Consider the following 18,691-nt stretch of genomic DNA (forward strand, 5'->3'; position numbering starts at 1 on the left):
ATTGACTTGCGAATGTTTTTAAGTTGCTTTGTTTTCTGTGGTTATTAATAATGTTTTAATTTGTTTGTTTTTATTATTTGTGTTTAGTGTTTGTGGGTTTTTGTTTTGATATTTGTTTTTATTATTAATTTCAATGTTTGTGTTATTGGTGTTTTATTGTTGGTTATTTTTATTTAATTGGTAAAAGTTTTTAAAATATTTTATTTTATTCTCATGTTATATTGGTTTTTTATATACATTTGTTTTAAATTAATATATTATTGAATATGAAAAAACTTTTACTATCGTGCTGTCTAGCATTGGGAATCGGAGCAAATGCTCAGATTAATTACATTGGAGATTTTGAAGAAGGGTATAATACGACTCTTTATGGTCAGTTTGGTGGAGGGTCAAGAACTACTGCCGCTGCATGTTCTGGTACATACGGGGGGCAGCTTGCTGTGACTAATGCCAATACAGGCTATATGGTTGTTCTGAATGAAATTACCGGTCAAACTAATAATGGTCAACAGGTAACTGCATCTGTTAACTATAAAAAAGGAGCAGGTGCTGTAGGCAAATTGAATATTGCGTATTTTGTAAAAGATGAATCTGGCGCTTGGGCAATAACTAATTTTGGTCCTACTGTTGATTTGGCAACTGATGCAATTACTACTTGTGCAACTTTAACGGCTACTCTACCATCTGGCATGCTGCAGCCTAATAAAACTAATGCGATAGGTGTTTGGTTTACTAGGGTTTCAGGATCAGGTAATATCTTTGTTGATAATATTAGTATAGCGCAAGATAATCCAACGACGGTTCCTCCATGTACGACTTTTACATCGCCTGTAAATGCTTCTACAATATCTGGAGGTAATAGTTTGTTTACTTGGCCAGCGGTAGCAACAGCTGTCAATTATAAGGTAATGGTTGGGACTACTTCTGGAGGAACTGATGTACTAAATAAGGTTGTATCAGGAAATTCTCTAAATGTATCTTTGCCTACTGATAAAACATTGTTTGCCAAAGTTGTACCAACTAACTTAAATGGAGATGCTACTGGGTGTTCAGAAATAAGCTTTAGCACCACTAGTACAATTGCTTATTGTGGCCCTTTAACTTCTAATCAGGCAGCGGCAGTTGCGCCGATTAAGTCTGTTAGCTTTGCTGGTGTTACCCATACTTCTGATGCTAGTGTTACTACCATTGGTTCATTTTCGCCTTATGAAGATTTCAGCAATGTTAAATTTAGTTTTGTAAGAGGTATCGCAAGTATTCCGCTTACGGTAAAAGGGACTACCAATGGTGGTGCTAATAATGGATGGGCTATGTCTGTTTTCATTGATTGGAATAACGATGGTGATTTTGATGATGCCGGAGAGGCTTATTTCAATACCACTGCGTCGATGATCAGAATAACAGGTGTAACGGATAATCCTGTTACTTTGGTTGGTAACATTGCTATTCCTGCAGGCGTTTCCATAGGGAATAAAAAAATGAGAATTAAATACAATTTTTCTGGGGTTGCTATTCACGATGCATTAGTAAGTGGATGTAGCCAGATGGGTAACGGTCAGGCAGAGGATTACACTATTGAAATTATTGCAGACCCGACAACTGTTCCGTCATGTGCAAACTTTACAAGTCCAGCTGATGCGGCAACAGGAGTATCTCCAGTTTCTACTTTAACCTGGGATTTTGTAAACAATGCAACAAGTTATAAAGTGTATATTGGGACCACAGCTGGCGGAACTGATATTGCCGATGGTGTAGTGGTATCTGGCACTTCTTACAACGCTACATTAGCGGCTAACACTAAGTATTTTGCCAAAGTTGTGGCGAACAATGCTATAGGCGATGCAGAGGGATGTTCAGAGATTTCGTTTACGACAGGAAATGTACTTTACTGTGCAGCCAAAGCAACTAGTACATCATTTGAAAAAATATCAAGAGTTCAATTTGCCAACATCGATAATTCTTCTACTTCTACTGCGGGTTATGAAAACTTTAGCCATATAGTTGGTACGGTAGAAAGAAGCAAAAATTATCAAATGACAGTATCAATTTCTCAATTCGATACTGATAAGACGACAGTTTGGATTGATTATAACCAAGATGGTGTTTTCTCTAATGATGAAAAAATTTCTTTAACTGCTACTAATCTAGCAACGGGAAGTATTACAATTCCTGCGACGGCAAAACTTGGAAAAACAGGTATGCGCGTAAGAACCAATTATAACGTGGAAGGTCCTGCTTGTGGTGATACTACATATGGACAGGTGGAAGATTATACACTAGATATTAATGTATATCAGGCTGTAAGTGATATTAACAAAGCTAATGTTTCTGTATATCCTAATCCATTTAAAGATGTATTAAAAATCTCAGATGTTAAAGACGCTAAGTCTATTAGCGTTGTTGATGCTTCTGGTAGGGTAGTTGCTACGCCTAAAGTGTCTCAAGAACTTAACCTTTCTAATCTTGGTAAAGGGATGTATTTTGTAACCGTTAGTTACGAAAATGGATCGACTAAGTCATTCAAAGTTATTAAAGAATAAACTTTATATAAACTTACTTTATTGTTAAAGACACCGGATTTATTCGGTGTCTTTTTTTTAGTTAAATGGTAGATGCTTTTTTTAAATTAAAGATAATTTATGGGTATAGATCTAATTTACAATCAACGTACTTAATGACTTCTATTGTTTACTTTAGTTTTGATTCTGTCAAATGATTTATGGTTAATAAAGTAAGATGGTATTTCTTTGGTTTAATTTAAAATACATTTAAGTTTAGCAAAAAAAATCCCGCCATCCAATAAAGGATAACGGGATCTAAGGCTAAATAAATGATTGATCGTTATTAATCAACATGTTTTGCTGTAAAGCCATCGTCACTCAATTCTTTGTGAACGTAATCTGCTTTCATTTCTGCATCGTAGTCAACTTTTTTACCCTTCTTCAATCTTCCTAAAATAGAATCAAATATCGAGTATACTACAGGAACAATAATCAAAGTTAAGAACAGTGATGAGGTTAATCCACCAATAATTACCCAAGCAAGACCTTGGTTCATCTCAGCACCGGCGCCACTTGCAATGGCAATAGGGATCATACCAAAAATCATCGCAATCGTCGTCATCAAGATTGGTCTAAGACGCGCATGGTTAGCTTGTATTAGAGCATCGTGCGTATTAGCACCTGCTTCTTTTCTCATATTGGCAAAATCCACAATTAAGATCGCATTTTTAGCCACAAGACCAATCAACATAATCATCCCTAACATGGTGAAAATGTTTAATGAATTGCCTGTCAAAGCCAAAATTACCATAACTCCAATTAATGCCAACGGAATTGAAAATAATACCACAAACGGATACACGAAACTGTCATATAAAGAAACCATCACCAGATATACCAATACGATAGCTGCTAATAAAGCAATACCTAATGTACCGAAACCTTCACTTTGGTTTTCCATATCGCCGCCCCATTTATAATCTACACCAGCAGGTTTGGTTTTTTCGTTTTCCATAAATTGTGCAGACCATTCGTTAGCGACATCACCAACTGGACGACCAACAACTTTGGATAATACCTTTACAGCAGGTGCTTTATCTCTACGTTGTAACAAACTTGGTCCAGAGCTCATGTCAACATTTGCAAATTGACTTAGTCTAATCTGTTCTCCTCGTTGATTGGTGAAAATTAAATTTCTAACGTCATCAATAGATTTTCTACCTTCATCAGCAAATCTGATATTGATATCATATTCATATTCTCCCGCTCGGAATTTGCCATCTGTGTTTCCGTTAAAAGCCGTCTGCATGGCTTGTCCAACGCTTGATAAGTTAAGACCTAGAGCCGCCATCTTATCACGGTCTATATTAACTCTAACTTCTGGGTTACCTGTATCTGTTGATAATTCGGCATCTACAGAACCAGGAACTTTTTTCAGTAATTCTAAAATTCTGGTTGCTTCTTTAACTGCCGTTTCGTTGTCTTGAGCGGTTACCACCATTTCTATCGGAGCGTTGTCTGCTCCCATTAATCCAATTGGCGCGGTTTTGAATTCAACACCTGTGAATTTCTCTTCTAACGCTCTTTTAATTTTAGCAGATTTGATATCTGTACTTTCTGATCGTTGAGATTTGTCAGTTAAGATAACCTGAACTTCAGATTGATATACTGTCGCTTGAGTCGCTCCGAATCCTCCAGATTGTTGACCTACAGTCGTAATCATATCGACTACATCTTTGTCATTTCTCAAGAATTTTTCTACTTCTAAAGTCAATTGATTGGTTTTTTCAATCGTTGCATCTTTAGGTAATTCCATTTGAACCAAGAATTGTCCACGATCCATTTTTGGGAAAAATTCGCCTCCGATAAATCCTAATCCAACTAAGCTGAATGATGCTATTAAAACAAAGAATGTTAGCACTACAGTTGCAATTCTTCTCCATATTGTCTTAAGACACCACTCTAAGATGCCTGTAATCCAATGGGTGAAAGTATCTAATTGTTTTTCAAACCAAAGAATGAATTTTTGAAATAAATTTTTCCCTGTTAGATGTTCTAACTTCCCGAATCTTGATGATAACCAAGGAATAATCGTAAACGATGTTAATAACGAGAATAATGTAGCAATAACGACCGTGACACAGAACTGTGCCAAGATATTAGCAACTAATCCTGTACTCATCGCAATTGGTAAGAATACCACCACAATTACTAAAGTAATAGCAGAAACCGTAAATCCAATCTCAGATGCACCATCATAAGCTGCTCTAATTTTGCTTTTACCCATTTCCATGTGACGGTAGATGTTCTCTAATACTACAATCGCATCATCTACCAAGATACCAACAACTAATGAAAGTCCTAATAAACTCATTAAGTTAAGCGTGTATCCCATAAGATTCATCCCGATGAAAGTTGCAATAAGCGATATCGGAATAGAAACCATTACGATAAATGCGTTTCTGATACTGTGTAAGAATAATAACATTACTACAGCAACTAAGATTACTGCTAAGAACAAATCGAAAATAACGTGATCTGCTGCAGCTAATGTAAAGTCTGTAGAGTCATCTACGGTATTAATTTTTATACCTTTTACTTTGTATTCTTGCTGAACTTTTTCTATCGTCTTTTGTATGCTCTCTGATACAGCAACAGCGTTGGCATCAGATTGTTTTTTAACCTGCATTAAGATCGTAGAATTCTGATTAAATCTCGCAACTTTATCTACATCTTTCTGAGTGTCAAATACTGTTGCGATATCAGATAGACGGATTTGAGCCCCGTTTTTATTAGAAACAACAAGATTGTTCATTTCTTCCGTAGACTTATATTTCCCTGAAAGTCTGATTGTTGCTTTAGAGGTTCTTGACTTTAAGCTACCCGTCGGGAAATCTAAGTTAGATGATAAAATAGCTTGTTGTACGTCTCCAATAGAAAGTCCATAACCTTGCAATTTCTTTTCGTCGATATTAACTTGGATTTCTCTCTCTTGTCCACCAACAAGATCTACTTTTGCAACACCATTAACACGAGAGAAAATAGGCTCTATCTTTTTATCTAATAAATCATAAAGCTCTTTGCTATTAAGCTTATCACTTGATATACTCATGGTCATGATTGGTAAATCATCTAATGAGAATTTATTAAGCGACGGCGCTTTGGCATCGTCAGGAAGCTCTGATAGTATGGCGTTAACTTTACGCTGTGCATCATTCAAGGCAAAGTCTACATCAGCGCCAGCATTAAGCTGAACCATAATAACTGATAAGCTTTCATAAGACGAAGCTTCTACTTTTTTTACATTTTCTAATGCACCAACGGCATCTTCTATCTTACGAGTTACCGAGGTCTCTACTTCGCTTGGAGAAGCTCCAGGATAGACAGTAGAGATGGTTACCATATTGGTTTCGAACTTAGGGATCAACTCGTATCCCATCATGGAATAGCTCAGTAATCCACCCAATGTTAATATTGTAAATAATACAATAATTAGCGTTGGTCTTTTTATTGATATTTCTGCTAATTTCATCTGTGTATTACTTTACGATATTGATTTTTGATCCATTATCTAGGTTAATTTGTCCGCTGGTGATAACTTGCTCTCCACCATTTAGCCCAGAAAGAACCTGTACTTTGTCACCATAAACTTTGCCGATGGTTACTTTAATTAATTTGGCTGTACCATTTTCAACAATAAAAACCTGACCAGAACTTACACCGTTAACAAAAGCTTCCGCAGGAATTGTTAAGATATTCTGAGTTTCTGCACCGTGATTGGTTTTAAAGATTGCAGTTGCATACATACCTGCTTTTAATTGACCGTTGTTCGCGATTTCTATTTCGACAGGGAAGTTAAGAGAGGCATCACTTTTTGGAGCGATAAAGCTAATTTTCCCAGCGAAAGAATCTTCTGGTAAAGCATTAACATTAATTTTAACCGTTTGTCCAATTTGGATTCTGCCAACTTGACTTTCATCCACTAAAACTGATAATTTTAAAGAATTAATATTAACAATCTCGAACATTGGCGTTCCTGGAGAAACGACCATACCTGGTTCTACCATTTTTTTGTTGATTGTTCCGCTAATCCCAGCACGTACTGTGGCATCGTTAACTCTTACACCTTGCGCTCTAACGGCAGCTTGTGCATTTTTTAATTGAAGTCTAGAATTGTCTAATTGTTGCTTGGTAACACCTCCGGTTTTGAAAGCGTTCTCGTAACGTTGATTGTCAATAATAGCGTTCTGAAGGTTGTTTTGAGCTTGTGTCATATCAACTTCAATAGCATCTTTTTTGATCACTGCCACAACTTGTCCAGCGCCAACTCTAGATCCTTCTTTAACCAAAACGCTAGTTACTCGTCCAGCGATTTCAGAAGAAATATTGGTTTCTGCTTTTGGGATGAAAGTTCCGTTGGCAGAGTAATCTGTGTTAACGTCTGCTCTTACTGCAGTGATAACGTTAACGTTAATTTTGTCTACTTGCTTGGCTACTTCGGCAACTTGTGCGGTCTGTTCTTTTTTGTTATTCGTGATTTTGTAGACGAATAAGCCTATTAACGCTGCGGCTACAATGATATATATTAAAGCTTTTTTCATTTTATAAATAGTTTATTAATTAGGGTTGTGATAAAGTGTTAAGTTCTCCTTTGGCTTTTATTAATTGGATTTCTGCTTGTTTGTAATCTAATAAAGAGTTAGCATAGTTTTGTTTGGCATCCGTTAATGCATTTTCCGCATCTAACAATTCTGTTAGGTTGGATAATCCATATTGATAATTAGATTGTGTGTTAGAGCGTACTTTCTCTGCTAAATCGACATTATCTTTCATGCTTTTGAGGTTGATGATAGAGTTTTCGATTTTTGAAATTGAATTTTTATAATCTAGATTTAAAGCTAGTTTTGTCTTTTCAATATCTTGCTCTGCATCTAGGATGTCAATTTGTGCTTGTTGAATTCTAGATTTTGTAGCACCACCAGTAAAAATCGGAATGTTAACGTTAAGTCCAATAGACGCGAAATCACTCCAGTTAACACCATTGCTAAGTCCATTAGTTAGAGGGAATTTTCCTCCTAATCCATACCAACCGTATTGACCTTGTAGTCCAACTGTTGGATATAATGCGGCTCTGGTTGCTCTTTCGTTAAATTGAAGTAATTCTTTTTGTTTTTCTAGAACTTTTATTTCTGTTCTATTATCTACTGTCGTTAATGCAGCAATTAATTCTGGTTTTGGCTCTATTGTTTTTTCTTCAAGTTCTATATTGGCATCTATGGGAACTCCCATGTAGAATTTTAAAGCATTTTTTGCCAATGTTACTCCATTAATTAATCTTTGTTTGTTGGATGCAATGTTGGTTAATTGTACATTGGTTCTGTCAAGATCAATCTGTTTTGCTAGACCATTATCAACAAGACTTTTGATAATATTTCTAGCCTTTTCTGTGTTAGCATAACTTGCTTCTAGAGTTCTTAGATTTTCTTCTTGTACAAAAACATCATAGTAAGCTGTAGCGACATTAACAATAATGTCTTCGTTAGATAATTGAGCGTTAAGAACGTAAAACTCTCGCGTTGACTTGGCGGCTTTTAGCCCAATAAATACTTTTTGGTCAAATAAAGCTTGATTAACAGTTGCAGCAATCTGAGAAGTCCATGGTTGTCCCATTTTGGCTACAATACGCTGACCTCCAAAATCAAGAACCATCTCTTGGATTAGAGGATTGTGGGTAATGTTTCCTCCGGCGCTTATTTGTGGTAATGCACCAGCTCTGGCTTCATTAATTTTATATTCTGCTTTCTGTATTTGTAGTTGTGCTTTTTTGGCTTCAGCTTTATTTTGTAATGCTTTTTGGATGGCGTTTTGTAAGGAGACTTGTTCCTGCGCTTGCATACTTATAAACCCGAACACTAATAGCGCTCCACTTATAATGTTTTTTATGTTATAAGCAGTGTAGTGTTTTCGTTTCATATATTAATTGTTTGTAGGTATTTAATTATTAAAAAGTGTATTAAGGATGATTTCTTTACGTTCTTTAAGGATTATATCAAATTCTGTGTCCGATAATTTCATTGTTTCCTGAAATAAAGGGCGCATACACGTCGGGAAAGATACCAACGATGCTAGATTTAATATAAATTGTACTGTAGATATAGGCTTGATAGTTCCTTTTTCTATCTCTTCTATAAGATCTATTTCTAATTTCTTAAAAGCTTCGTCTAGATCCGAAGGATGCTTGTGCTTAATCCCTTGATTCATTTGAGTTACAATATAAATTTCCAAATAAGGATAAAGTAGGGCAGATGCCATAGCATCTTCTATATATTGGCTCAATTTTTCCCTTAAAGAAAGATTAGAGTAGATAATAGAATTTGATTTTTCATGTTCTTTGCAAAGGGCTTCTTCAAAAACTAAATTGAAAAGATTATCCCTAGATCTGAAATAATAGTTGATTAAAGTTCTATTAACTCCTGCTGCATCAGCAATCTCCTGCGTGGTAGCATTAAATTTTCCATCACCAAAAAAAAGCTCCTTAGCCGTTCTGCGGATTAAAGCTTCTGTATCATCTTTTTTATTTTCTATACTCATAATTCATGTTTGACAAAAAAGTTTGACAAAATTATTAAATATTATTTTTTAACAAAAATGTCAAATATAAAATTAACATTTATTTAACATGAAATTTATCATGAATTTTCTATTTTAACACACCAATACGATGGGCGTTGTTTTTTTGTAAACCATCTTATTTATCCTGTAATGTATTATTTTATAGTTAGTTATTGGATTTATAAGTAATTGATTTATTAATTTGGAACCAATATTTTTACGGTTTTTGTTGCTGTAATTATATTATAATTATTTTTAAAATCTGTTAAAATGGTCAAAATGATTAATCATAGTAAAGCTTTATGGTAGATATAATTAACTTTGTCTAACAGTTTTAAAAATATCTGAAAAATGAATGATACATGGAAGACTTACCATATGGAAGGTGCATTTGATGAAAAAAGCAGATTAGAATTTTCTCGTTATGGAGAGATAAAATCCATTACGGCTCATAACCCAGAAGGACGCATTATTAAAGGAAGTTTACAGCAAGGTTATCCCATCGTTAGGTTTACGAAATTAATGCCGATGGATCAGGATTCTGCTAATATAATTACAGCAGGAGAAGATCAAATAAAAACTTTAAAATTAGAAATAAAATCGCTTAAGCTAATTCTCAAAAGAAAAGATATTAGTTATAGTGATGAGAAAAATGCAGAAAGAAAAATCGCAAAGATTAATTCAGAATTAGAAAAGTTAACCAGAAAATTTAATAAAGATAAACATAAGATTAATAAGAAAAGAAGTGTTTATTTTCATGTTTTGGTTCATAAAGCGGTTGCAGAATTATTTTTAGAAAATAATGATCCTAAGAAGACATTTGTGATACATAAAAACTTCAATAAGCTAGATAATCACGTAGATAATCTGATGTGGGCAACTAAGGAGGAGGTTATAGAGCACAGTTTTAAAAGTCCAAAATGGATAGAGCATAATCTAAAATTAGAAAGAAGTACTACACCTAGACGTGGATTTTCTAAGCTTAATTATAATGACGTTGTGTTAATCAAAATAAAATTAAGTAAAGGAGAACCTATGGCGCGTCTGGCGAGAAGATTTGGCGTATCAGATATGCAGATTCATCGTATAAAAACTGGCGAAAACTGGGCAGATGTAAAGGTGAGCCTTAACGAAAAAGAAGATATAGATCAAAACGAAACGATAGAAGTTCAGAATTAATTTTCTGAACTTTTTATTTTTCGTAAATTTGCACACTTCAATATTATTAGAAGCTCAATTTTATGGAATTAATACACCGCAATCTTCTTATCGGGATTCACGATGCCTTACAAGAAACGTTTTTTCAGGACAAGAAATATGCTGATAAAGTTATAGAAAGACTTTTAAAAGCTAATAGAAAATGGGGAAGCCTTGACAGACAGACAGTTTCTGAGATTTTTTACAACATTATCCGTTGGAAAAAACGTCTAGAATATTACATGGGAGAAGGTGTAAAACCTAATAATGTCTATAAATTAATCTTGACTTATCTACTTTGGAGTAAGTCTCATTACAAAAAATTCGAGGAATTTGATGGTGTAAAAGTAGCAGATGTTTTAACTAAGCTAAAGAAAGGTTACATCCCAACAAAAGCTATAGAACACTCTATTCCGGATTGGTTGGCAGAGACTTTGGAGAAAGAATTAGGGCCAGTTTGGGAGAGAGAGATGTTATCTCTTAATGAGCAGGCACCAACAGTATTGCGTGCTAATAGACTAAAAACTACACCGAAAGAATTAGTAGAAGATCTTAAAGATGAAGGCGTTAACGCCTTTACTTTGCCTAATTATCCTGATGCTGTACAGCTAGAAGAAAAGAAAAATGTCTTTTTGACAACCGCTTTTAAAGATGGATTATTCGAGGTTCAAGATGCTTCTTCACAAAAAATTGGAGAGTTATTACAGGTTAAAGAAGGTATGCGTGTAGTAGATGCTTGTGCTGGAGCTGGTGGAAAAACCCTGCACCTTGCAGCCATGATGAAGAATAAAGGACAGATTATTGCCTTGGATATTTATCAATGGAAATTAGCAGAACTAAAACGTCGCGCCAAAAGAGCAGGTGCTCATAACATCGAAGCTAGAGTGATTGACGATTCTAAAGTTGTAAAACGTCTTCACAATTCCGCAGATAGATTATTGATAGATGCGCCGTGTTCTGGATTGGGTGTGTTAAAGCGTAACCCAGATTCTAAATGGAAAATCGATCAAGATTTTATTGATAGAATTAAAAAAGAGCAAGAGCAGATTCTTCAAGATTATTCTAAAATCATTAAGAAAGGAGGATTGATGATCTATGCAACATGTTCTATATTACCATCAGAAAACAATCTTCAGGTAAAAAAATTCTTAACTAATAACCCAGATTATTCTTTGGTTAAAGATGAGACTATTATGCCTAGTGCTGGTTATGACGGCTTTTACATGGCGTTAATCAAAAGAAATGATTAATTACCGAATTATATAAAACTAATCAAAATCATACAGTTATGTTTAATAGATGCTGTTTATTATGCATAACTTTGTAATTTAAAAAATAAATTATGTTCGAAACAGATATTATCATAATTGGAGCTGGTCCAACAGGACTTTTCGCCGTATTCGAAGCGGGATTATTAAAGCTAAGATGTCATCTTATTGATGCTTTGCCACAACCTGGCGGGCAGCTTTCTGAGCTTTATCCTAAGAAACCTATTTTTGATATTCCAGGTTTCCCAAGTGTGGATGCTGGCGTATTGGTAGACAATCTAATGGAACAGATTAAGCAATTTGAACCTAAATTTTCTCTATCAGAAAAAGCTTTGAGTTATGAGAAAACTGAAGACGGACAATTTATCGTAACAACTAGCCGTGGTACTCAGATAAAAGGTAAAGCTATTGCTATTGCTGGAGGATTAGGAAGTTTTGATCCTAGAAAACCAGAGTTAGAAAATCTTGCTCAATTTGAAGAAAATGGTGTAGAATATTTCGTGAGAGATCCTGAGATGTTCCGAGATAAGAAAATCGTGATTGCTGGTGGTGGAGATTCTGCTCTAGATTGGTCTATTTTCTTATCAGATGTAGCATCAGAAGTAACGTTAATCCATAGACGTAACGAGTTTCGTGGTGCATTAGACTCTGTAGAAAAAGCAACTGTTCTTAAGCACGAAGGTAAGATTAATCTTATCACTCCAGCAGAAGTTACAGGATTAATTGGTGACGAAACTTTAGCGGGTATCGAGGTAACTAAAGGTGAAGAGAAAACGATTATCAATACAGATTACTTTATTCCATTATTTGGATTGACTCCTAAGTTAGGACCTTTGTCTGATTGGGGATTAGAAATCGAAAAGAATGCCATTAAAGTTAACAATGCATTAGATTACCAGACTAACGTTGAAGGTATCTATGCCATTGGTGATATCAATACTTACCCAGGAAAACTGAAATTAATTCTTTGTGGTTTTCATGAGGCAACATTAATGTGTCAAAGTGTATATAACAGGCTTAATCCAGGTAAGAAATTTGTACTTAAGTATACAACTGTTTCTGGGGTTGATGGCTTTGACGGAACCAGAAAAGAAGCAGAAAAAGCTGTTGTTAAATCTATTGACTAATCAATATTTTAACGCTGAATATTATAAATCAGGGCATTATTGTCCTGATTTTTTTATTATAATAAGGCCTTCCTTTTTTTATGAGAAAGACCTTACTAATTAACCATAAATTATAAAGGACAACTAACTTTAAGAATATTGTAGATGATTTTTTATATTACCAAATTTAGCTAGAGATTATCTTATATGAAATACCATAATTCGGTGATTTTTTTAATTTATAAATACTCTACAAAGGGCATTCTTGGGATAAATTATTAACTTTGCATAAAAGATTAGGATATATGTCTGATGTTAATATTACGGTAATAGATAGAGAAGGCGTTTCTCATACTGTTGCTGCGCCAACTGACATGGCGATGAACGTTATGGAAGTGGTGAGAGCCTACGAATTGGCAGAAGAAGGAACAATTGGTATTTGTGGAGGTATGGCAATGTGTGCGTCTTGCCAATGTTACGTGTTGAGCGAAGATGTTGAGTTGCCAGAGATGCAGGATGAAGAAGAAGCAATGCTTTCAGAAGCTTTTAACGTAAAAGATAATAGTAGATTGGGTTGCCAGATTCATATTACAGAGAATCTAGAAGGCCTTGTTATAGAATTAGCCCCAGAAAGTTAACTTTCTGGGACTTTTTTTCTAAGTATTTTTACCATCAGGTTACTGTTATCATAAAAAGATAAAAGCTTATTGATAACCATTTTTCTTAGCCAATTCTATAATTGATTGTTCTATCGCAACACCTAAGTCATCTGCATTTTTACTTCCTCTTTTTTTCATTTCTGCGTCGATGTATTTTTGACGTTGGATAGAGAGATCAGAGATTTCTTTTTGGATTTTATCTCTATCAGCTGATTTATCGGCAACAATTTTTTGTATTTCAGTTTTAGACTTATCTTTTAATTCGGTCGGTAGATCTTCTTTTTTTATTTTAGAAACATAGTCTTTGTCTTTTTCTGCTTTATCCACAAGATCCCAATGTTCGTTATTGTAGGCATTCTTTTTAGATTTAGATACGGTGCGTTCTACAGCGATGGATTCAGATTTCATAGACGCATTTATATCTTGAGCAATTTGTTTGTTTTTATACGCTGGACCTAGATTTCCATAATAGATATAAGTATTGTTAAGTTTATTATTAAAGTCAGAAATCTTTTTATCATAAGGTGTTTCTATGAAAACAACTTGTTTGTTACTGTCAATATTAAAGTATTTTCCTTCTCCCAAAGTGGCACCATTTTGCCAAAAAGATCGTATGCCTTCTTCGCGATTGCCACAATAGATAGTATTAACATAGATCTTATTTTTTTTGGCTGATGCAATAACATCTTTGTAATCAATTTTTCCTTGGTTAAAGGCTTCGTTTCCTGCAATGTATATCAGTTTCATACTGTTTTCGTTGTCGTTCCATTTTAGATTTTTCGTTGCATCTCTAATGACAGCGCCACAATATTCTAGACCGCCGTTGGTTCTTAAAGCAAATAATTTCTCGGAAATTAAATCTAAATCTTGCGTTAATGGAGTGACTTGCCTGATAAAATTCTCGTCAGAAATTCCGTCATTTCCGTATTCGTACAATGCGATTTCTATTTGGGGAGATTGTCCGTTGTACTTTAGAGTGGTCAATGTATTAACAATATTCCAAAGCCTGGATTTCGCTTGATCTATCAATCCGTCCATACTGTTAGACGTGTCCAGCAGTAGCGCAACTTGGATTTTGTTTTCTTTTGTAAGATCTTTATTGGAGATTTCAACGTTGGGTTGAGCCTTAATATGATCTTGACTTATTCTGGTTTCAGATGATTTTTTAACTAAATAATTGTTGTCAGAAAGCCCTTTGGCGCTCAGTAAAGTAACAGCGCCAAAAGCAAGGGCAAGGATTTTTACATTTTTCATAACGGTGATTTTTATTGGATTTCGTATTTTGTTTTGATACTATATTTTAGCTTGATATTTTCTATGTTAGAGAATTGGTTATCGTCTGACGCTGCATCCAAAGATAAGTTGGCAACTTTTGCTTGTGCATAATATCTCGGCATAACGATATCGCTCGTGTAATCTTCAATTTCTGTGATTTCCATTGGGATACCAGCTTTTTTACCAATACTTTCTAACAGATAATCTGCTTTGTCCTTAGCCGCTTTTAAAGCTTTGATTTTAACTTCTTTTTTGTAATCTGCGATTTTGGTGTTTTTAATTTCGGAGATGTTAATGCTGCTTACCCATTTTTGGTTAAGATCTTCAAATAATTGACTGATAACAGTTTTTGTACTGGCTTTAAATTTGAAACTCTTCGTGAATTTCATTGTCTTAGAGTAAGAATTTTGATACATAGATTGGAAGTTGATATCTTTCTCATTGACATTATTTTTCTTTAAAACCTCGATCATATTTTTCTCTGCTGTTGCCAATTCGTTTTTGTCATTGGCTTTAATTCCGATGCTGAAGATAATTTCGTCCGGTTCTACTTCCATTTCTGCGATCCCTGTTACTTCGATAAAGTTTTTCTTGTTGTCTTGTGCATTAATTAAACTTGTAAATGCGAATAGACTTACTAATAAAAGGTGTTTAAGTTTCATAATTTTAAAATTTACGTGTTGTTTTATGGTGTAAAATTAGCCAGTTAAATTGCCGGAAATTGCCAGACTTGGTGAATCTGGTTTTTGACTTGGTGAATAGCATCGAAACTTAATTTTAGTTTTATTTACTTTGCATAAAAGATTTTATTCTCTTGAAAAATTGGTGCAAAATATTAGTTTTAGTGTTTTTGGGAAATTCCATATTGGTTTTTTCACAGGATTCTATTGGCGTTTCTAAAGTCCAGAAATCAGTTTCGAAACTTAAAAAAGCTGTCGATAAAAACGATAATCGAGGCGTTGCTAATTCTTATGTTAACTTAGGCGATGATTATTTTAACCAAAATAATTTTGCGAAAAGCGAAGAGTTTTATACCAAAGCCAAAACGATCTATCAAAGTCTGAATGATAAAAAAAACCTAGAGACGATTAGCAGAAAATTGGCACAATCTCAGGAAAGACAGAACAAAATTACACCTGCTATTTCTAACTATTCTAAGGCTGCTAATTATGGTATATCGCCAAGAAATAGAAGTATCAATACTAATGATGTCACAAGACTTTCTTCGCCATCAAAAGATGCGAAGTCAGAAGCAATACAAAGCAATATACGTCTTGCAATTGCCGAAAATGATAAGAAAGATTTGGCAGATAGTTATAGCCAAATGGCAGATGTTAACTTGTCTCAGAATAATGCCGTAAAAGCTGAAGAAAACCTTGTGACAGCTTATAAAATTACTAAAGAAGAAGCCCCGCAACAAGCGCTACAAATCAACAAAAAATTGACAGATGTTTACCTTAAGCAAAATAATTTTGAAAAAGCGATAGAGGTCAAAAAGAATATTCTTAAAGAAGATTTTGTTAAAACTAATTCTCAAGAAAAAGTCAATCAAATCCAAGAATTGGCGGATATTTATGTCCAGAAAAATGATCCCAAAGAAGCCGTTAATCTCTTCAGAAATGCATACGAAATTGCCTTACAAAAAGGACATACTTTAGAAGCGCAACGTAGTGTGAAAAAACTCGACAGTCTTTATCAGACGGCACAAAATACTGATGCTTCTATTAATCTGTACAGAGATTTTTTCGGGAAGTTGCCCAATTTGGTAGCCAATGACAGAAGTCTGGTTGATAACAAAATTCTGGAAGATACAGAGCAACGTATTTCTCAGTTGGAAAAAGAAAAACAACTAAAAGACGAGTTAATCAGGAAGAAAAATATCTTTAATTATAGTCTGATTGCAGCAGTCGTTTTGTTATTGCTGTTGACGGGTTTTATATTTTGGACGCTGAGAAAAGTTCAAATTAAAAATAAAAAAATTGCGCTGCAATCACTTCGTCGTGAGATGAATCCACATTTTATTTTCAATAGTCTTAATAGCGTTAACCAATTTATCGCGACTAATAATGAGCTGGAAGCCAATCAATATCTGACTAAATTTTCTAAATTAATGCGAGGTGTAATGGAGAATTCTACGGAAGATTTTATTTCTTTTTCGCAAGAATTGGATCTGCTTCAAAATTATTTAGCTTTAGAAAAAACACGTTTTGCGGACAAATTTGATTTTGAAATTAATATTGATGAATCTCTAAAGTCTCAAAATATTCAGATTCCTGGGATGCTTATTCAACCGTTTTTAGAAAATGCGATTTGGCACGGATTGCGTTACAGAAGCGAGAAAGGTTTTCTCAAGTTGAATTTTGTTAAAGATCAGAATTTACTTAAAATTACCATTGAAGATAACGGAATCGGCATCGAAGAAAGTAAAAAGCAAAAAACCGAACATCAGAAACAACGGCAAGGTCGCGGGATGAAAAATACTCTAGAAAGGATTGCGTTGCTCAATGATCTTTACCGTAAAAATATTCAATGTAAAATTATTGATAAGCCTAATAGTGAAGGTGTATTGGTGAGTATATTGTTAGAGGTTTAAATTGATATTTTAAATATTTCTAAGTCAAGATTCACTTCTAAAATTTAATTTAAAACAATGAAAATAACCGCTGTAATCGTTGATGACGAAAAAATAGCCAGAGATGTTCTCAAGAATTATCTCACAAAATATTGCCCGCAAGTAGAGCTTCTTGGCGAGGCAGAAAATATTAAAGAAGCAGTGCCTTTAATCGCAGAAGTACAACCACAATTGGTTTTTTTGGATGTTGAGATGCCTTTCGGGAATGCCTTTGATGTTTTAGAGGCGACGAAAGATTTTTCTTACGAAACGATTTTTATCACCGCATTTTCGCAATATTCTTTGCAGGCGCTTAACAAATCGGCGAGTTATTATATTTTGAAACCGATTGATATTCAGGAGTTGATTGTTGCGGTTAATAAGGTTGTAGAAAGTTTAGAAAAGAAAGAAGAGCTTAATCGTAACCGAGTTTTACTGGATAATTTAAAACAAAAACCAGACAAGCAACAATTAATTTTGCCAACTTTGCAGGGTTTTGATGTTGTGAGAATCGAAGATATTTTGCGATTGCAAGCGGACGGTAATTTTACCCAAGTTTATCTTAAAGATGGAACTAAAAAGATGGTTTGTCGTTTTCTCAAGCATTTTGATGATTTGTTAGAAGTGCCATTTGTCCGTGTTCATCGCTCTCATATTATCAATATTCATTTTGTTAAATCTTATCATAAAAGCGGAACAGCAACTTTGATGGACGATACAGAGATTGAAGTTTCGGCGAGTTTTAAAGATCAGTTTTTAAAGAATTTCCATTGATATTAATCATCTATCATTAATTTAGAATTAGCTAGGCATTATTTTTGTGATGAGGTAGTCATTCAATTCAATCAAAATTAAATCTATGAAAAATACTAAAAAAATCATCGCATCTTTTGGATTGGCTTTTTTTGGCTTAATGGTTTTTAACTCCTGTTCTGTGGGAATTCCTGAAGGTGCAACAGCTGTCAAGAATTTTAACGTAGATAAGTATATGGGGAAATGGTACGAAATAGCTCGCTTTGACTTTAAGTTTGAAAAAGATCTAGACCAGACTACTGCCAGTTATTCGTTAAACGAAAACGGAACTGTAAAAGTCGAAAATAGAGGCTATAATTATGTTAAAAAAGAATGGAAAGAATCTATTGGTGAAGCACGATTTGTAGATGACAAATCCGAAGCACGGCTTAAGGTTTCTTTTTTTAAACCAATCTGGGCAGGTTATAATGTTGTGGATATTGATGATGATTACAGATATGCTTTGGTTGCAGGTAATAGTTTAAAATATTTGTGGATTTTGTCCAGAACACAAGATATTCCGGATACTATCAAGCAAAGATTTCTAGATAAAGCAGAAAAAATGGGATATAATACACAAAATTTAATTTGGGTGAGTCACAAATAATTTCCTGTAAAATATAATAAGAGTGTAAAAGTTTTTTTGCACTTTTTTTTGTGCTTTCAAAAT

14 protein-coding genes are annotated in these 18,691 nt (G+C 34.3%); 8 read left to right on the top strand and 6 right to left on the bottom strand.

Going from position 1 to position 18,691, the window contains the following annotated elements:
- Window positions 1-266: 266 nt before the first annotated feature.
- Window positions 267-2,540 (top strand): GEVED domain-containing protein, encoded by a 2,274-nt coding sequence (locus ACQQ6V_RS00095; RefSeq protein WP_448843567.1) that lies wholly within the window; start codon window positions 267-269, stop codon window positions 2,538-2,540.
- Window positions 2,541-2,844: 304 nt separating this feature from the next.
- Here the strand turns inward: ACQQ6V_RS00095 and ACQQ6V_RS00100 are convergent, their stop codons facing one another.
- From ACQQ6V_RS00100 to ACQQ6V_RS00115, 4 genes are read right to left on the bottom strand one after another with little or no spacing between them, the layout of a single operon-like run.
- Window positions 2,845-6,033, bottom strand: coding sequence for an efflux RND transporter permease subunit (locus ACQQ6V_RS00100; RefSeq protein WP_448843568.1), 3,189 nt, complete (start codon window positions 6,031-6,033; stop codon window positions 2,845-2,847).
- Window positions 6,034-6,040: 7 nt separating this feature from the next.
- The gene (locus ACQQ6V_RS00105) at window positions 6,041-7,102 is read right to left on the bottom strand and encodes an efflux RND transporter periplasmic adaptor subunit (protein ID WP_448843569.1); all 1,062 of its coding nucleotides are present in this window, start codon (window positions 7,100-7,102) and stop codon (window positions 6,041-6,043) included.
- Between the two features lie 19 nt (window positions 7,103-7,121).
- Window positions 7,122-8,474, bottom strand: a complete 1,353-nt coding sequence (locus ACQQ6V_RS00110) for a TolC family protein (RefSeq protein ID WP_448843570.1) — start codon at window positions 8,472-8,474, stop codon at window positions 7,122-7,124.
- 21 nt (window positions 8,475-8,495) lie between these two features.
- Complete coding sequence (locus tag ACQQ6V_RS00115; protein ID WP_448843571.1) at window positions 8,496-9,092, bottom strand: TetR/AcrR family transcriptional regulator; 597 nt, start codon at window positions 9,090-9,092, stop codon at window positions 8,496-8,498.
- Between the two features lie 372 nt (window positions 9,093-9,464).
- Between ACQQ6V_RS00115 and ACQQ6V_RS00120 the strand changes: the two genes are divergently transcribed.
- The 4 genes from ACQQ6V_RS00120 (at window position 9,465) to ACQQ6V_RS00135 (ending at window position 13,322) form a co-directional block, all read left to right on the top strand.
- Window positions 9,465-10,292 carry an HNH endonuclease gene (locus tag ACQQ6V_RS00120; RefSeq protein WP_448843572.1) on the top strand — a complete coding sequence of 276 codons (828 nt, stop codon included), beginning with the start codon at window positions 9,465-9,467 and terminating at the stop codon, window positions 10,290-10,292.
- Window positions 10,293-10,354: 62 nt separating this feature from the next.
- Complete coding sequence (locus ACQQ6V_RS00125; RefSeq protein ID WP_448843573.1) at window positions 10,355-11,560, top strand: RsmB/NOP family class I SAM-dependent RNA methyltransferase; 1,206 nt, start codon at window positions 10,355-10,357, stop codon at window positions 11,558-11,560.
- A gap of 92 nt (window positions 11,561-11,652) precedes the next feature.
- Window positions 11,653-12,705, top strand: a complete 1,053-nt coding sequence (locus ACQQ6V_RS00130; protein ID WP_448843574.1) for an NAD(P)/FAD-dependent oxidoreductase — start codon at window positions 11,653-11,655, stop codon at window positions 12,703-12,705.
- 284 nt (window positions 12,706-12,989) lie between these two features.
- Entirely contained in the window at window positions 12,990-13,322 is a 333-nt protein-coding gene (locus tag ACQQ6V_RS00135) for a 2Fe-2S iron-sulfur cluster-binding protein (protein ID WP_448846157.1), read from the top strand.
- Between the two features lie 66 nt (window positions 13,323-13,388).
- Here ACQQ6V_RS00135 and ACQQ6V_RS00140 read toward each other — a convergent pair whose 3' ends face one another.
- The gene (locus ACQQ6V_RS00140) at window positions 13,389-14,597 is read right to left on the bottom strand and encodes a vWA domain-containing protein (protein ID WP_448843575.1); all 1,209 of its coding nucleotides are present in this window, start codon (window positions 14,595-14,597) and stop codon (window positions 13,389-13,391) included.
- A gap of 11 nt (window positions 14,598-14,608) precedes the next feature.
- A complete protein-coding gene (locus ACQQ6V_RS00145; RefSeq protein WP_448843576.1) occupies window positions 14,609-15,280 on the bottom strand; it encodes an SIMPL domain-containing protein in 672 nt (223 codons plus the stop codon).
- A 182-nt stretch (window positions 15,281-15,462) separates the two neighbouring features.
- Between ACQQ6V_RS00145 and ACQQ6V_RS00150 the strand changes: the two genes are divergently transcribed.
- The 3 genes from ACQQ6V_RS00150 (at window position 15,463) to ACQQ6V_RS00160 (ending at window position 18,628) form a co-directional block, all read left to right on the top strand.
- Window positions 15,463-17,211, top strand: coding sequence for a tetratricopeptide repeat-containing sensor histidine kinase (locus ACQQ6V_RS00150; protein ID WP_448846158.1), 1,749 nt, complete (start codon window positions 15,463-15,465; stop codon window positions 17,209-17,211).
- A gap of 57 nt (window positions 17,212-17,268) precedes the next feature.
- Window positions 17,269-18,003, top strand: a complete 735-nt coding sequence (locus tag ACQQ6V_RS00155) for a LytR/AlgR family response regulator transcription factor (RefSeq protein WP_448843577.1) — start codon at window positions 17,269-17,271, stop codon at window positions 18,001-18,003.
- 85 nt (window positions 18,004-18,088) lie between these two features.
- Window positions 18,089-18,628: a lipocalin family protein gene (locus ACQQ6V_RS00160; RefSeq protein WP_448843578.1), complete on the top strand. Its 540-nt coding sequence runs from the start codon at window positions 18,089-18,091 to the stop codon at window positions 18,626-18,628.
- The last annotated feature ends 63 nt before the right edge of the window (window positions 18,629-18,691 follow it).

It is taken from the genome of Chryseobacterium electrogenes, assembly GCF_053553015.1.

Coding starts and splice junctions, on each gene's coding strand:
- ACQQ6V_RS00095 (WP_448843567.1), top strand. CDS start 267: ATGAAAAAACTTTTACTATCGTGCTGTCTAGCATTGGGAATCGGAGCA.
- ACQQ6V_RS00100 (WP_448843568.1), bottom strand. CDS start 6,033: ATGAAATTAGCAGAAATATCAATAAAAAGACCAACGCTAATTATTGTA.
- ACQQ6V_RS00105 (WP_448843569.1), bottom strand. CDS start 7,102: ATGAAAAAAGCTTTAATATATATCATTGTAGCCGCAGCGTTAATAGGC.
- ACQQ6V_RS00110 (WP_448843570.1), bottom strand. CDS start 8,474: ATGAAACGAAAACACTACACTGCTTATAACATAAAAAACATTATAAGT.
- ACQQ6V_RS00115 (WP_448843571.1), bottom strand. CDS start 9,092: ATGAGTATAGAAAATAAAAAAGATGATACAGAAGCTTTAATCCGCAGA.
- ACQQ6V_RS00120 (WP_448843572.1), top strand. CDS start 9,465: ATGAATGATACATGGAAGACTTACCATATGGAAGGTGCATTTGATGAA.
- ACQQ6V_RS00125 (WP_448843573.1), top strand. CDS start 10,355: ATGGAATTAATACACCGCAATCTTCTTATCGGGATTCACGATGCCTTA.
- ACQQ6V_RS00130 (WP_448843574.1), top strand. CDS start 11,653: ATGTTCGAAACAGATATTATCATAATTGGAGCTGGTCCAACAGGACTT.
- ACQQ6V_RS00135 (WP_448846157.1), top strand. CDS start 12,990: ATGTCTGATGTTAATATTACGGTAATAGATAGAGAAGGCGTTTCTCAT.
- ACQQ6V_RS00140 (WP_448843575.1), bottom strand. CDS start 14,597: ATGAAAAATGTAAAAATCCTTGCCCTTGCTTTTGGCGCTGTTACTTTA.
- ACQQ6V_RS00145 (WP_448843576.1), bottom strand. CDS start 15,280: ATGAAACTTAAACACCTTTTATTAGTAAGTCTATTCGCATTTACAAGT.
- ACQQ6V_RS00155 (WP_448843577.1), top strand. CDS start 17,269: ATGAAAATAACCGCTGTAATCGTTGATGACGAAAAAATAGCCAGAGAT.
- ACQQ6V_RS00160 (WP_448843578.1), top strand. CDS start 18,089: ATGAAAAATACTAAAAAAATCATCGCATCTTTTGGATTGGCTTTTTTT.